Origin of the sequence: Streptomyces sp. NPDC002619 (assembly GCF_042889305.1) — a bacterium.
Taxonomy (GTDB): Bacteria; Actinomycetota; Actinomycetes; order Streptomycetales; family Streptomycetaceae; genus Streptomyces.
The window spans coordinates 17,347-31,982 of record NZ_JBIAQV010000046.1 but is presented as its reverse complement, the minus strand read 5'-3'; the positions used below and the strand labels follow the sequence as shown (position 1 = coordinate 31,982).

Sequence of the window (14,636 nt, the reverse complement as noted above, 5' to 3'; positions counted from 1 at the left end):
TGAAACTTCCACGCCGACCGTGGACGCCGGGCCAACTGCAGAACAGAGATGCCGCCCCGGAAGATCCGCCACTCGGTCGGCGCCCGCATGGCCGAAGACAAGAAGGAGGTCGCCGAGATGAACCTCACTGACCACGCCGGAGTCCGGCTCACACACGGAAAGCCCAAAGTCAACGGTGTGGAGATCCACTACGCGATCGGCGGCGCCGGCGAGCCGGTGTTCCTGGTGCACGGCGTACCGAAGACCATGTCGTACTGGCGCCACGTCGTGCCCCTGCTGACCCCGCACTACACCGTCATCGCGGTCGACAACCGAGGCGCCGGCGGCTCCCAGCGTCCCCTGACCGGCTACGACACCGCCACCATGGCCGGCGACGTCGCCGAACTGGCCACCCACCTGGGCTTCGACCAGTTCCGCGTCGCCGGCGAGGACTGGGGGGCGGCCATCGCCTACGCGGTCGCCGCCTTCCACCGGCCCCGGGTGCAGCAACTGGTCTTCCAGGAAACGCTCCTGCCGGGATTGCCGGCCAGCCCTGGACTGCCGGGCGGCGAACAAGACCCCTCACTCGCCGCCGACGACGGCCGCACCGGCTGGCACTTCAGCTTCTTCAGCCTGCCGCACATGCCCGAACTGCTGCTGGCCGGACGGGAACGGCCTTTCTGGACGTACTACGCCAGACGTCAGATGTGGGACCCCAGCGCGCTGACCGAGGAGGACATCGACGACATCGTGCACTCGGCCGAGCAGCCGGGCGGCACCAAGGCCATCCTGGAGATGTACCGAGCCCGCCAGACCGACGCCGAACAGAACCGCCCGCATTACGCCGACCCGATCAGCTGCCCGGTCCTGGCCGTCGGCGCTCAGAACTATCTCGGCGACGAAGTATCCAGACAGCTCGCGCAAGTGGCCCGCGACGTCCGCGGCGTCGTCATCCTCGCATCCGGACACAACATCGCGCTCGAGAACCCGACCACCCTGGCCCAGGCCTACCTCGACTTCTTCGCAGGCGACTGAGGTTCGGCAAGGCCTCGTGCGGCAACCCCGGGCGCGGGCAGGCCCAGGATAACCAGCAGCCGGTCGATGAGGCGGTGTTCACTGCGCACGTCCAGACCGGTACCCGGACTGCCGCAAGCGGGCAGGAGGCGTGTACGGCAAGCGCCAACGCACCCTGAACGAGCGGTCGTCGGGGCCTCGCCGGGGCATTGAAGGCGGTACGGAATGCGCTGGAGAGCGGCCGTCCCGGGATCAGGTGCTGGCCTTCGGGCCTGCAGAACTCCAACCACGATCCTGGCCGTCACGGAATGGATGCTGTTGGTGATCTTCACTCGATCGAGCGAAGATCACCAACAGCATCCGAAACTGAGGCCAGAACCTCGAAATTGCCCATTTCACCTCGCGCGACATCGGCGTGGCAGACGTCAACTGCGGTGGGATGCCCGGCTGTGGCCGCGCGTATCGCGAACGGCTGTGGGAGCAGTGGGGCGCCGTCGACATGGAGGACCGTGTCGCGGCGCCGCAGACTCTTGCTGACGAGGGAGTGGCTGATCGCAGCCGACTGGCGATCCGCGGTTGCCGCGGCAGTGGCTTCACCGCTGCGGCGTTCCTGGTCACCACCGACATGTACGCCTGCGCGGCCCTGCTGTTTCCGGAACTGGACCTGGAAGCCCTTCCCGCCGGGGGAACAAAGGATTCGGATCCTACTTTTCGGAGTCCTGATCGGCTCCTCCACCCAGTCGCCTGAGCGCTACCGGGAGCGCTCGCCTGCCGCCGGTCCGCAGGACATCACCATGCTGTTCCTGCTCCTCCAAGGCGCCGCCGACCCCATTTGCCCCGTACTGCTTCAAAACCCCTTCACCCCTGCTGACCTGGTCCGATGCGCCCGACCGGACGACCGTCCGGCATCATCGGAACTTGTGCTCGTACGGATGATCTACCTACTCGCCATTCGGATCTTCACCTGGCTTGTCCTGCTGTGCCGATCCTCCGCCGCCAAGAACGCCGAGATACTGATCCTTCGGCACGAGGTCGCAGTGCTGCGTCGGCAGGTCGACGCCCCGAAGCCGACCTGGCCGGACCGCGCCCTGTTCGCAGCCCTGGCCCGGCTGCTGCCGCGGATCCTGCGCGACCACCGGATCGTCTCCCCGCGCACCCTGCTCGCCTGGCACCAGCACCTGGTCAAGCAGAAGTGGACCCAGCCCCGATCGCCGGGACGGCCACCGATATCCGACGAGCTGCGCGACCTGATCATCCGGCTCGGCGTTGAGAACCCCCGTTGGGGCGCCCGCCGCGTCCACGGCGAAATGCGCCGCCTCGGCCACAAGGTCAGCGCAGCCACCATCCGCCGCGTCCTGCGTCAGGCCGGCCTCGGACCCGCACCGCGACACCAGTCGACCCGAGGCGAGTGGGCGGCATTCCTGAAAGCCCAAGCCAGCGGCCTGCTCGCAACGGACTTCTTCCACGTCGACTCCATCGGACTGCAGCGTCTATACGCCTTGTTCGTTATGGAGGTCCACACCCGCACCGTTCATATCCTCGGCGTCACCGCCCACCCCACCGCCGCCTGGGCGACCCAGCAAGCCCGGCAACTCCTGTGGCAACTCGGCGACTGCGCCGCCGAGTTCACCCACCTCATCCGCGACCGCGACACCAAGTTCACCGCCGCGTTCGATGCCGTCTTCGCCAGCGAAAACATCGCCGTGACCAAGATTCCCACGAGAAGCCCGAACCGCAACCCTCACGCCGAACGCTTCGTCCGGTCCGCGCGGGAGGAATGCACAGACCGGCTCCTGATCTACGACCGCGGTCACGCGCAAAAGATCCTCCACGAGTACGCCACCCACTTCAACCGACACCGGCCGCACCAAGGCCGAGATCAACTCGCCCCCCTCGACGACCCGAACATCATCCCCTTCCCCGCCGCCAGGATCGAGCGGCGGCAAGCCGTCTCCAATCTAAACCACAGGGCGAGTTGATCAAGGGGCAACCTCCCAGGTCAGAGCCTGTGAAGCCGTTTTGAAGCGCTACGGGGCAACGCACTGTGAATGGCATGAGGATGAGGGTAATGCTATGACGCCTTCTCGATTCGGTCCTTTTCGCCGCACAGATTGATCTCGAATGCTTCCAACGCTTGATCTCTGAGTTCCGTAGAAGAAATCAGAGTCGTCCCGCCGGAGTTTTTTCCGGTGAGGCCACTTCGGTGTGTGGGGAGCTTTACCGTCAACGGTAAAAAAAACCCGCACAACCACGGGAACCGCTCACCAGCGAAAACGCAGGTAGAGCAGGGTCGAGTACCACACGTACTATGTGCTGGCGGGCTCTACTCCGGTCCTTGTTCATAACTGCGGGGACACTCCTCCTGGGGTGCAATGCATTTGCAGACCCGGTACGGATGCTGGACCAGCAGACACGCCAATCCGAAATTCCGGACCTTGGACTCGTTCCGACATTATTAGGGGCTCGCTTGGGCTTCGCCCAAATCAGATTGGGGATCGGATCGAGCTTCACCATGGAGACCAGATGCCCGGATCGGCGATCCACGAGCTGGATCAGAATTTTCACCGAGGCGCCGGAACGAATCTTCATCGCAATAATCCGCATAATCGCGGCGTTACGGGGGACATGCGGAGGGAAGACACCCAGCTGCACTGGTGGTATCGGTCGCAGGAGCAGGGCTGGGGTACGTACAGCCCGGAACACTGGTTCGACAACTGGCCCGGTTGATCGGTTAGGTGAAATCGTGGAGTTTGAAGAGTTTGAAGTCCACTTGTCTGCGGCTCGTGCAAAACGCGCTGGTCTGAGCAGTCCAGAAGGCTTTGACGTATTTGAGTCCCGGGTGGCTTCCGAAGCCGAACTATTGGAGGTAGAGGAATCTCTCCGGGTGCAGCTCCCTAGCGAATACAGGGAGTTCATGAAGCGCCACGGTGGAGGAATGTTCCTGTTTCTCGACCTTCTGCCAGTCGTTGCTCCTGATGCTCAGGAGGATGACCTGAGAAGGGTGAATGTAGCCGAGTTCAAGGATGGCAGCTTTGTCGCTGTGGCCCCGGTCGGCACAGGTGACTGGTGGGGCTTCGCGGTCCACGAGGGCCGCTGCGCCAACCAGGTTGATTTCTGGGATCACGAGGATGGCCAAGTGCAATTTGCGGCGACCGGCTTCCTTGAATTCCTGGCGCGTGAGGGACTTCGCGTAGGGAGATAGTTCACCAGGGCGCCAGCGCGTTCAGCAGGACTATCAGCAGCCCCCGTCGAATTCACGGCGGGGGCCGCTGGGCTGTTTGACGGCAACGGTGACGGCAACGTCAGCGGACGGTTGCCGGGTCCGGCTGGGCGTCAGGGCCGCCGACGGTTGGGCGGAGAGCGTCGTTCAGAGTGTCGATGGCTTGGCGTCGGCGTTGGCGTTGGAGTCGGAGTCGGAGTCGGAGTCGGACGTGGGCGTAGACGCCGGCGGTGACGCCGATGTGTGCGTGGCCCAACAACTCCTTGATGACGACGAGGTCCACGCCCTACCGTCACCGGACAGATGGCCTGGGACCTCGAGCACCTCGCCACCGCCCGCCGCGACCACGGACCCGAAGCCGTCCAGCGCCTCCTCGGCGCCGACCCTCACGTCCCCCCAGCCCCGCGCACCGAACCGCACCGCACCATCACCCACGAAACCGGCGCCGCCCTGCACCCCTGGGCCGACCTCCAGCCCGCCGGGCAGCGCGCCGCCGACCTCACCAAACTCGGCCACACCAGCCCCGGTTCTCCAGATCTTTAGATGTCTCACGAGACAGCGGGCGCATCTCCGGCTGAGCTTGATGACGAGCGGGGTCACCGTCGTGGCGTAAGAGGTACGACGATCGCCGACTGGTTCGAGATCTGCTCACGGAGAGCCGCGTTCTCGGCGTACAGGGCGGCGATGACGGTTGCTGCGGCGTCGACTTGGTCCTGGAGACGGTCGCGGTCTGTCCGGGCTTTTCGGAGATGCTGGCGTAGTGCGGTGATGGTCTCGGCCTGCTTGCGGTCTTGGGCACGGGCTGGGCTGTGCCCGATGCGGTTGTCCCAGTCGGCCAGCACGTTCGTGGCGCGGTTCATGGTGGCGCGGCTGACGCCGGCTTCCCGCCAGAGGTTGTTCTTGGTGAGTTTTCCGTCGGTGCGGGCTGGGCGGCCGGCGAAGAGCCGTTCCATGGCGTCGCGCAGGGTGCGTTCTGTGCGCGGTGAGACGCTCGGACGCTCGGCTGAGGTCATGAGGTGGTCCTTCGCAGGACGCGCTCGACTTCGTTGAGTTGCTCGGCCAGTTGCTTGCGGCGATTGGCCGGGAGCTTGGGGGTGGCCAGCAGATCCTTGATGGAAGCTCGCTCGGCGGTCCAGATCGGCAGGTGCGCGGGGGCGATGATGCTGCGGGCGCAGCGGGCGGGTTGGCACCGGTCGATGAGAGGGCCTTGATGTCCTTGGGGAACAACGGCGTCCTCGAGGCATTTGGCGCCGACGGGGTTGGCTTCGTCCATCGTGCAGTGGTTGAGCTTGCCGAAGCGCACGGTGAGGTGGACTTGGCGGAGGAGGCCGTACTCGACCCGGAGATCTCCGCGCTGGGCTTTCTGGTTGGCGCGGAGGTGTTCGGCCTGGGTTCGTACGGTGGCGAAGGCGCCGCGGAGCTGGTCAGCGCCCGGGCCGTAGCCGATGTTCTCGCCTCGTCCGTCGGCGTCGAAGAGTTCCTTGAGCTGCTCGAAGCGGCGCTCGCTGATGGCGGTGGTGAGGTGGCTGGCCCAGGCCGGGGATGGTTCGGTGTAGCCCTGGGTGGTGGTGTTGGCGAGTGCGCGCGTTGCGGCGTGTTTGAGCTGCATTCCGACGGCGATCTCCGATCCGGGGAAGTCCCGGGTGAGCATGGCCATGGTGCGTCGGAACATGTGAGGGCTCAGCTTCTGCTCGGGAATGCCCGGCAGACCGGTGATGTCCCGGTGGCGATTGACGTGCTGAAGGAAGCTCGTGATCGCCTGGCAGCTGTCCAGGTGGGCGATGGGCGACTTGGCCTGTACCGAGGCAAAGGCAAGCGTGTCGTGTACGGAGAGCTCGGCGGCCGTCTGGATGGCCTGGGCGACCGGCTTGATGATCCACCAGTGCTTGACGGGCAGGTTGGGGTTGAGTTTGTGCAGGGTCGACTTCACCGCCGGGCTGCCGTAGTGCTCGACGACCGAGTCCTTGAGGATTTCCCGGACCTCGCTGTCCCGCATCATCGACAGCGCGGTGACGAACGCCAGAGCCGCATTGCGCAGCGCTGTGAACTCGATCCAAAGGCGCTGCGGATAGAGGCTCATGCACCAAGGCCCCGCGGTGCCGTCCGGCCGGTCGACCTGGGTGAGGTCGCAGAGCAGACCACTCTGCGTACGCCCCTCGGCGGCCAGTTCCTTGACACGCGCGCGCAGTTGGCGTCCGTGCGGTGCGGTTGCGGCGAACACGGTGGTGGGCTGCGCGACGCCGATCATCGTGGCCAGCACGGACCAGTTCACGGTCGTGGTGGCGTTCTTGTTCCGCGTCATGTCGTTCGCCAGCCACACCGGAATGCGGTGGGAGGGGTCGGCCAGCCACTTCTCGCACAGCTGGCGTGCCTCGGATAGAGGGACTGGACGGGCGGTTGCTTGAAGGTCTCGCCAGTAGGTGCGGGCTCGCAGGATGTCAGGACCGAAGGTGTCGATATATGTCCAGGCAGAGTGGATGAGGGGAAACCAGGTCTGCGGCGGGATGACGGGCGTTCGTAGCGGCCTGTTGCGCGACAGCTCGAGCACCTGAGCACCGGTCTGTCCCGGCCACGGGTCCGCGGTGAGCCCGCCATGCGTGAGCGCGGGCGCCAGTCGGTGCAGCAGCTTGATGGTCAGGATGTGGGGCCGGACCGCGGTCAGGTCAAGGTGTTCGCGGCGGTCGGTGAGGTAGCGGTGGAAGTCGGCTGTTGACCATTGGCCGAAGTCCTCGGGCAGGCCTTCGCCAGCTCCGAACGTAGCCAGTGCGCGCAGGATGCCGACGTGCCGCTGTACCGTGCCGACCTTGCGTGGACGAGGCTGCAGATGGAGCCCTCGGGCCAGGATCTTGGGATGGCGTGGGTTGAACTCGATCATTGCCAGCTCGCGGGCGAGAAGGTTCTGCACCTCGGTGAGCTGCATGAGCGTCAGACGCCATTGCCCGGGCACGAGCCGGGCAGGGCGGCGCAGTACGTCGTTGAAGTCCCAGGTCTGCATCTCCCCGAACAAGGGTGGACGTGCCCTGGGCAGCAACGGCAGGGACTGCAGGACCGGTTCGTCGTCCGCGAAGACGCTGGGGCGGCCGGATGGGGCCGGCTGGCCGCTCATACGTCGAACTCCGCCTGCGAGGAGATGGGGAGCTGCAGCGTCAGGCCCTCGTCGGCGATGCGCTGGCGCGCCCGGGAGATCTCGGCGCCGGTACGCAGGCCGAGAACTTCGGTGAGGTTGGCCTGGCTCTGCCCCCACAAAGCGTGAAAGTGGCGCGGGGCGAGCCGGTGACGCAGCTGTTCCAGATGGGCGGCGAACAGCAGAAGTTGAGGAAGGTTGGACGGCAGGATGAACGCATTGCGGCATTCCAGGCAGCGGGTCGGGGCGACCGGGCACATCTGACCCGGGCGCCCGAACGGGGAAGTGAAGGGGTCGCGGCAACTGGAGACGCCATGTCGAGTTCACCGGCTCGCAGCTGCTCGATGTCCTGCGCCGATAGCCCCAGTGCCGCTTCGGCGTCCGGATCCTGGAGGGACTGTTCTTGGTCGAGGACGACCGGGCCCGCGAGGGCCTTGGACAGCCAGTGCTGCTGGGCCGTGGTGATGACCTGGCCTGCGATGACGCGCAGCGTGGTGCCGTGGGCGTAGCTGCGGCGGAACGTCTCCTCGGTGTGGTCGTCGGCGATGTCGCTGATGCGGCCCTTGAAGGTCAGGGCCTTCTCAACCTTGCCGGACTTCCGCAGCCGGCGGATGTCCGCCGGCCCGTCGATGCGGACGTTGTGGATGTTCAGCCAGTCGGTGAGCCGCAGTCCCGAGCCGGTCCCGCGGAAGGACTGCACGGTCATCGTGTGGTGGCTGACCGCGGCGCGCAGGAAGAGCGGGACCGGCGTGGTGGCGGAGCGTTCGGCTAGCGGACGGGCCAGGGCCAGCAGGGAACGGGTCACCTCGGCGACATCCAGGCGGGGGTTGCTGGGATGCAGCACCCGATCTTCCTTCTGAGCCGGTGTGCTGTACGCGCTACGGCGTGTGGTCCGAGCTCGCTGCTTCGTAAAGTCGATCAGCACACTGCGGGGGCCGTACTCGATGTCATCCTCGTGCAGGGCCACGACTTCCTCCGACGTACGGCCGGTTGCTGCCATCAGCAGGATCCGATAGCTGTGCAGGTCGAGGTTGTGCGGGTAGAGCATGCCGACCAGGTGCCGCAGCAGGCAGTTGAAAGTGTGCTGCGGCAGGGTGCCGGGCGGGAGGAGCTCGCGCAGCGGCGCCGACCATTGCGCAGGGGGGCGGGAGGCGCTCCGCGATGTCCTCGCAGGTCCACACCCCGTGAGCCAGGGCCCACAGCAGGTTGGCCGGCTCCGCCCACCCGTCGACCCGCGGGTCGCGCCCCACGGCCGCGAGAGCCCAACCCTTCATGATCCTCTCCTCGGTCGCACGCCGGGCTGCCCAAGCTGCCTGGATGATCTGCTTCTTGTCGGCCCGACTGAACTCGTCGACTTCGACGCACTGCCCCTTGCTCACGCCGAGCGCACCCTTCACCCAGCCATGCAGGTGTCCGGCCACCGGGCGGTCCGGGTGGGCGATACGACGGGCGATCAACTGCCGAAGCCGGCTGGCGAGCCAGGCCGGGCTCGGCGAACCTGCTCGGTAGGCGGTCGGCAGCAGCCGGATCCACTCCGTGACCGCACCGTGCAGATCGGGTTCGACCGCCGCCAACGAGGCCTCTGCGGCTCTCGGCTCCGCCGAGTCCAGGTACGTGCAGAAGTCGCTGATGGCCTTGCGGAACCCGCGGCATGCTCCCGTCGACAGCACGGCAGCTGCCATCAACTCCACCCACTCATCCGCGAGTTCAGCGGCCAGGTGCGAGCACGCATATCCGCTCGGGTCGAAGGTCACGGTGACCGGGCGCCGCCCCGTGTCCAGCGACACTGCCTGGCGCACGCCGATCCGCGGCGCCGTGCTCGGCGATGCTGCCGTAGCCGGAAGCGGAAAGCCTCCTCGGTACTCACCTCTGCGGGGCACCCGGTTCCTCCAGGTTCAACAGGTGACGGGCGATGGCGATGTACGAGGCCCCACCGGCCGCGTCCCAGTTCCGGAACGCGTCGTCGACCTCCCGCATCGGGTCCTTGAGATAGCGGATATAGCGGTAGGTCGTGCTGGGATGGGCGTGGCCGAGGCGGCGCTGCACGACCAGCAGCGGGTTGCCGGTCATGTGGTCCAGTAACGTCGCCATCGGCAGCTGCCGGGCCTTGATGTCGTCACGGGCCTCACGGGTGAGGTAGATGAGAAGCCGCAAGGCGAACGTGTGCCGCAGATCGTGATAGCACCAGCAGTGCCGCGGAAGGACCGGGGCCTCCCGGTCGCTCGACCACTGCTGCATCCGTTCCCAGGCCCGCCAGCGCACCCGGTCCCAGCCGGAGAACGACAACATCGCCCCGCTTTGCCCGAGGAATACCGCGAGCGGATCCAGACCGTCCCCGGTCTCCAGCACGGTGATGCGCCGCAGCTCAGGATCCATGTCCTTGATCACGCGGGTGACCGTGCACCCATCCAGGCTGGCGTCCGGCCGCAGCCCCCCGAATCCAACGTCACGGCAGAACAGGTACTGCTCGAGTTCCATGTGGCGCACACGCAGGTCACGGCTGACGCCGCTGCCCAGCGAGGCCGTACGGCCGGTGGGGCGCCAAGGCCGCCCAGGGACCTGACCGCGCTGGACCAGGAAGTCGTAGAGCTGGCCGAGTGCCGCCGCATCACGATCCCAAGCGGCCTGTCCGACCGTCTCCTCGGCTTGCTCCCGCCGCCACAACCGAAACTCCAGCAGGTCCGCCTCGCTCGCCGAGGCGAAATCGCGGCTACGGGTGGCCAGGAAGTTGAACAACATCAACGCGGTGTACGCGTAGGCCTTCATAGTCTTCGCATCGCGGCCCGCGAGCCCCATCGCCCGGAACCAACTGGTCAGCGGTTCGACCGGACGCATCGTGTCATCGAGCAGGATCGGGGTGCCCCGGGGGAGTCGGCGCCGCTCGAAGAGCTCGCTCAGCTCTGCCTAGCTCCGACCCGCGACCGCACCCACCTTCCAGACCCGGCGCTGGTCCGCGAAGAACAACTGCACAAGACCCCCGAGAGCGGCCCCATCATCCGACATTCCGTTCAACGGACAAACGGCCGAAGAGGAAACTGCCGCAGCAAGGTTCAGGACACAGACGCCGGGTCAGTCGAGCTGCCGGTCTGTGGCAACCCGGCGTGAACGGGGTCACCACCGGGCGCGCAGCACGCCGTCGCTGTCGGGCAGGGCGGCGCAAAGAAGCGGGTGGCGTTCGTCGAGGTACATGGGCAGGGCGCAGGCCGCCCGGGCGCCGGCCACCAGGGTGGCGAGCTCTTGGTACTCGGTGTCGTCGACGACCGCGTGTCTGATCGTCCCGTCCTGTGTCTCCCAGACGAACTCCGCGGATCCCTCCTCTGGCAGCATGGCGAGGACCGCGCCGACATCGGCGTTCAGGTCAGGCCAGACGGTCAGCAGCGCGCGGGGGCTGAGACCGGTACGCACCGCGTCGAGGTTCTGCGGCGTGAGGCGGTGGAAGCGTGCAGCGTTGCGGACGTAGCCCTCCTCCAGGAGCACTGCCTTCTGTGAGGCCAGCACGGTGCGCACGCGCTCCCAGAACCCCTCGTCGGCCGCCTCCGTCACGTCCGGCTCCTCCAACTCCGCCGCGTAGGGGGAGGTCGCCATCGGTTCCGGGTAGAGACCGAGTTCCCGTGTACGGGCCACGGCGTCCGCGCAGAGCCGGTCGCTGCTCACATACACGTACTGGTCCCACCCGACATGCACGGTGAACACGTCCCCTGCCTCCAAACGGCACCAGGCACCTTGGTCGCGGAGCATGACCCGGACCAGCTCCAGAGCGACCGGAAGGGAGACCTCGGCCCCGTCGTGGTAGCCGGAGAGGTCGGGCGGGAAGAGCCCGTCGAGGCCATGTCTCCCATCCGACGGCTCCACGCCGAAGTGGACGAACCCGGTGACTGCGGGCTCGCGGATCTCCAGCCGATCGATGCCCGAGGCGTCCGCGAAGGCGGCGATCGCCGCGAGGTACGCGGCTTCGACCGGCCCATGGTCACTGACCGCCTCCTCGGCACCGGTGTAGTGACCGTGTTCGTCACGGTCGGCGGGGTCGTACTTGGTGATCCGGTAGACGAAGGACGGCGGCACGTTACTCCCTGCGCGGTCAGATGGGATGCCAGCGTTAGAAATGGCCTTTCCAGTGCTGGGTATCAGCTGCTGAGGTCGAACACGCCCCAGGTGGTGAACGGTTCGGCCTGGACGTAGATCCTGCTTCCTAGGCCGACAACCCGCCGGCGGCCGGGGGCAGAGCCATCGGGCAGGGTGAGCAGGCCGACGTTCGTTGGCTCGACGGATGTTTCACTGATCTCTCCGTGGGCGAGTCGGTTCCGCTCCTCGCCGTAGCCGCCGTAGAAGGCGACTCGCTCACCGTGGACGGCCACCGCGTGGGAGCCCCGCACGCGGTTCGCCCACACCCTTACGGGCCGATCGGTGCGGTCGGGGCGTATCTCGACGAGCGGGAAGTCCGTGTAGGGGCACGCCCAGGCGGCGGTGCCCGACACGTTCAGGGCATAGCAGTCGAAGAGACCGGGGATGCCCGCGTCGTCTGACGTCCAGGTGTGCCGACCTGTGGAGCTCCAGCGGTGGATCCCGATCGGGTTCTCGTCGAAGTGCCCGACCCAGATCTGGCCGGCCTCGTCCACGAGCAGGTGCTCGATGGCGTCCCCGACGGAGAAGGACGAGGTCTCGCGGCCGAGCGCGTCGAAGACCTGGACCTGGTGCGTGTCCTCGTGCCGGCGGACGCGAGACGCGGCGACGACAAACCCGCCGTCAGGCAGGCCCAGTGCGGGCAGGAGATCCTCCCCAGGTTGGCACCGCAGAAGACCATCTCAACGCTGTCGTGCCACTTGGCTTCCAGACCACGGCGGGCTTCGTCGTCGGGAAGCATCCCGGACAGCACGGCAGCAGCACGATCCGCCGCCTCCCTACCGGGCTGCCAGTACGGATCAGCCGGAATCACCGTCAGGTAGTTGTCACTCATCGCCCGCCTCCCTGTGCCCGCCAGGGCCCACTCCCCGTCTGTGAACCCGGCGAACCTATCCGGTCACAGCACTAGCCGCCGTGGACGCCCCACTCGTCGAGGCCTCCGTAGAGGTGAGCCTCAAGGCATTGAGGTGCGTCAAGGCCAACAGCTTCGCCGTGGTAGAGGGCGATCAGCGAGCCCTCGCCTCGCCACCACGTGTCGGTCAGGCCCTGCACTTCAGGTACCGGCTCGTACCCGCCGAGGTCCAGGGACTCGACGGCCTTGCCCCTGATCTTGGTGACGGTCTTGGCCCAGCGTCCGGCATGGGCGGCGAGCGCCAAGGACTCCACCCATCCGTCCGTGTTGGAGTGCAGGGGCGTCCAGCGGTTGGCATCAATCCCGAACTCGCCTTCAGGTCCGATCATGAATCCGTAGGCCATGGACACCCGCCCGCTCCCGGCCGGGAACGACCAGCCCTCCGTCGCCGAGCCCTCGGGATAGTCGGCGCCCAGGATGCGCGGGCCGCCCTCGTAGAACGGAGCCGGCGGCAGGGCAAGGCCGCCCCAGCGGTCCTGAAATTCCATGGCCCGGTCGATCTCCGCTGCGGGAATCCCGCGCCCGACCCAGGCGTCGCGGTGGCGCTGGATGCCCTGCATCGGAACACGGATGCCGTCCATTTCGACGAACCTCTGGGCTCTGCGGCTCAAGCCGGAAGGCGCGACCGGGATCGACGACATCGATGTGCCGGCCATCACTGCTCCTCGCTGCTGCCGGAGTGGAACACGGCCTCCGCGATCTCTCGCACGCGGTCCATGGTGATCCCTGCGCGCTGTTCGACGGCGAGGGGATGGTCGGTGGGCTCCAGTTCGACGTAGGGGCGCGCGCCAACCGGGCGGGTGTGGACGTGGGTCTTGAGATTGAGCGTCGTGGGCGAATAGACCGGCAGATCAGTGGTCAGCCAGCCGAAGTACGGCTTCTCGGCCTCCCGGCCGAGCGTGTCCCACAGGTCCGCTGAGCGGGAGTAGTTCTCGCGGCTGAGCGACACCCAGACACCCCAGGAGAACACCTCGTCGCTACCGACGATTGGTATCTCGATCATGCCCTTCACGAAGTAGTGCTGCGTATGAACCACGCACTGGTCCGAGGAAAGCAGGCAGTCGTCGGCGTCGGCGAACGTCGGATCCCACACAGCCGGGGCCTCGGCCGAGTAGGTCATCGGCAGCTCAGAGTGGTGGGCACCGCAGCACGAGCAGGTGAACCCGAGATCACTGGTCATGGCACTGGAGCCTAGTGACGGGTTCCGACACTGCCTCGGGCAGGAGCCCCTCCCGACCCGCTGCCCTACAAGACGCTCAGTCGCAGTGGCTCGAATGTCAAGGTGTGACGGACCACGGTTGTTTGCGAGTGATCGTAAGGAGTGAGCTGGTCCCAGGCTTCGGGGAGCGCGATGGTTCGCGAGGGCGGGGCACGATAGGTTGCGAGTTCGGCGTGGCGACCCGGACTCAGGAGTCATGGGCGCGGAGCCTGACGCGGTGTCGCTGAAGGTCGACTTCCGCAACCCGCACCGTGATCTGGTCTCCCTCGCTGACGAGTTGGGCTGGGCTTTCGACTGGCGAGTCGGTCATCTCGGAGACGTGCAGAAGCCCCTCGATGCCGGGGCCGAGTCGCACGAACACGCCGAACGGGACGATCTTCGTGACAGTCCCGTTGAGGACATGACCAGTCTGATCAGCGAACCGGACGAGGGGGTCTTCCAGGAGGGCCTTCAAGGAGATCGTGACTTGGGCGCTGCGCGTCTCAGACATGATCACCTCACCGGTGATCCGCTGGCCGACCTCAGCTGCTTCCGAGGGGTGAGTGATCCAGTCCCACGTCAGGTCGGGCACGCGAATGAACCCAGTGCAGAGCCCTTGGGGCTCGCCGTCGAGATGAACGAAGACCCCGAAGTTGTGAACCCCCGACACGGTCCCGGAAACGATCTGTCCAGGCTGAATGGCCACCAGGAAAGCGCGTAGCTCCGGATTCTCGCAGGCACGGGCCGAGAGGTTCAGCTGCCCTCGCCAGCGTCCAATCTCCTCGGCTTCGATCTGCTGGCCGACCGTGAAGATCTCGGACGGATGGTTGGTGCGACGGATCGACACCTCATGCCGGGAAATTCGGCCGACTTCGCTACCTTCCTCGCCCGACTCCCCAAGGAGAACAAGGACGTCCGCTCCGTCGAACCCTGCGACCGTCACACTCCTCACGGAACCCGGCCGGAGCTTGTTGATCAGAGACTTCAGACGAGGATCGGGGACGGGCTCGGACATGGGTGGAGCCTAACTTCCGCACGGACCTTCCAAGGCGGGTTTCCAACGACCGTC

14 protein-coding genes and 1 pseudogene are annotated in these 14,636 nt (G+C 66.5%); 5 read left to right on the top strand and 10 right to left on the bottom strand.

Annotation, left to right across the window (positions count from 1 at the left end):
• Window positions 1–48 precede the first annotated feature (48 nt).
• The 4 genes from ACFYXB_RS38240 to ACFYXB_RS38225 all read left to right on the top strand — a co-directional run bounded on the left by ACFYXB_RS38240 (window position 49) and on the right by ACFYXB_RS38225 (window position 4,195).
• Window positions 49–1,014, top strand: a complete 966-nt coding sequence (locus tag ACFYXB_RS38240; protein WP_389589597.1) for an alpha/beta fold hydrolase — start codon at window positions 49–51, stop codon at window positions 1,012–1,014.
• Window positions 1,015–1,378: 364 nt separating this feature from the next.
• Window positions 1,379–1,741, top strand: coding sequence for a prolyl oligopeptidase family serine peptidase (locus tag ACFYXB_RS38235; protein ID WP_389589608.1), 363 nt, complete (start codon window positions 1,379–1,381; stop codon window positions 1,739–1,741).
• Window positions 1,742–1,925: 184 nt separating this feature from the next.
• Window positions 1,926–2,972: an integrase core domain-containing protein gene (locus ACFYXB_RS38230; RefSeq protein WP_389589596.1), complete on the top strand. Its 1,047-nt coding sequence runs from the start codon at window positions 1,926–1,928 to the stop codon at window positions 2,970–2,972.
• 764 nt (window positions 2,973–3,736) lie between these two features.
• Window positions 3,737–4,195, top strand: a complete 459-nt coding sequence (locus ACFYXB_RS38225) for an SMI1/KNR4 family protein (RefSeq protein ID WP_389589595.1) — start codon at window positions 3,737–3,739, stop codon at window positions 4,193–4,195.
• Between the two features lie 100 nt (window positions 4,196–4,295).
• On the opposite strand, the pseudogene ACFYXB_RS38220 reads toward ACFYXB_RS38225, so the two are convergent.
• Window positions 4,296–4,499: pseudogene (locus ACFYXB_RS38220) on the bottom strand (hypothetical protein); the annotation flags it as partial.
• A 17-nt stretch (window positions 4,500–4,516) separates the two neighbouring features.
• On the opposite strand from ACFYXB_RS38220, the gene ACFYXB_RS38215 reads away from it, so the two are divergent.
• Entirely contained in the window at window positions 4,517–4,756 is a 240-nt protein-coding gene (locus ACFYXB_RS38215) for a hypothetical protein (RefSeq protein ID WP_389589594.1), read from the top strand.
• Window positions 4,757–4,809: 53 nt separating this feature from the next.
• On the opposite strand, the gene ACFYXB_RS38210 is transcribed toward ACFYXB_RS38215, so the two are convergent.
• The 9 genes from ACFYXB_RS38210 to ACFYXB_RS38170 all read right to left on the bottom strand — a co-directional run bounded on the left by ACFYXB_RS38210 (window position 4,810) and on the right by ACFYXB_RS38170 (window position 14,582).
• Window positions 4,810–5,226: a hypothetical protein gene (locus ACFYXB_RS38210; RefSeq protein WP_389589593.1), complete on the bottom strand. Its 417-nt coding sequence runs from the start codon at window positions 5,224–5,226 to the stop codon at window positions 4,810–4,812.
• Window positions 5,223–7,319, bottom strand: a complete 2,097-nt coding sequence (locus ACFYXB_RS38205) for a hypothetical protein (RefSeq protein WP_389589592.1) — start codon at window positions 7,317–7,319, stop codon at window positions 5,223–5,225. Before ACFYXB_RS38205 ends, ACFYXB_RS38210 begins: the two co-directional genes overlap by 4 nt.
• Window positions 7,320–7,359: 40 nt before the next feature.
• Entirely contained in the window at window positions 7,360–8,385 is a 1,026-nt protein-coding gene (locus tag ACFYXB_RS38200; protein WP_389589591.1) for a hypothetical protein, read from the bottom strand.
• Between the two features lie 815 nt (window positions 8,386–9,200).
• A complete protein-coding gene (locus tag ACFYXB_RS38195) occupies window positions 9,201–10,172 on the bottom strand; it encodes a site-specific integrase (protein ID WP_389589590.1) in 972 nt (323 codons plus the stop codon).
• A gap of 276 nt (window positions 10,173–10,448) precedes the next feature.
• Window positions 10,449–11,399: an RNA-binding protein gene (locus ACFYXB_RS38190; protein WP_389589589.1), complete on the bottom strand. Its 951-nt coding sequence runs from the start codon at window positions 11,397–11,399 to the stop codon at window positions 10,449–10,451.
• 62 nt (window positions 11,400–11,461) lie between these two features.
• Window positions 11,462–11,953, bottom strand: a complete 492-nt coding sequence (locus tag ACFYXB_RS38185; RefSeq protein WP_389589588.1) for a hypothetical protein — start codon at window positions 11,951–11,953, stop codon at window positions 11,462–11,464.
• Between the two features lie 409 nt (window positions 11,954–12,362).
• A complete protein-coding gene (locus ACFYXB_RS38180; protein ID WP_389589587.1) occupies window positions 12,363–13,025 on the bottom strand; it encodes a hypothetical protein in 663 nt (220 codons plus the stop codon).
• Entirely contained in the window at window positions 13,025–13,489 is a 465-nt protein-coding gene (locus tag ACFYXB_RS38175; protein WP_389589607.1) for a DUF2199 domain-containing protein, read from the bottom strand. Before ACFYXB_RS38175 ends, ACFYXB_RS38180 begins: the two co-directional genes overlap by 1 nt.
• Window positions 13,490–13,775: 286 nt before the next feature.
• Window positions 13,776–14,582 carry a S1 RNA-binding domain-containing protein gene (locus ACFYXB_RS38170; RefSeq protein ID WP_389589586.1) on the bottom strand — a complete coding sequence of 269 codons (807 nt, stop codon included), beginning with the start codon at window positions 14,580–14,582 and terminating at the stop codon, window positions 13,776–13,778.
• Window positions 14,583–14,636 lie beyond the last annotated feature (54 nt).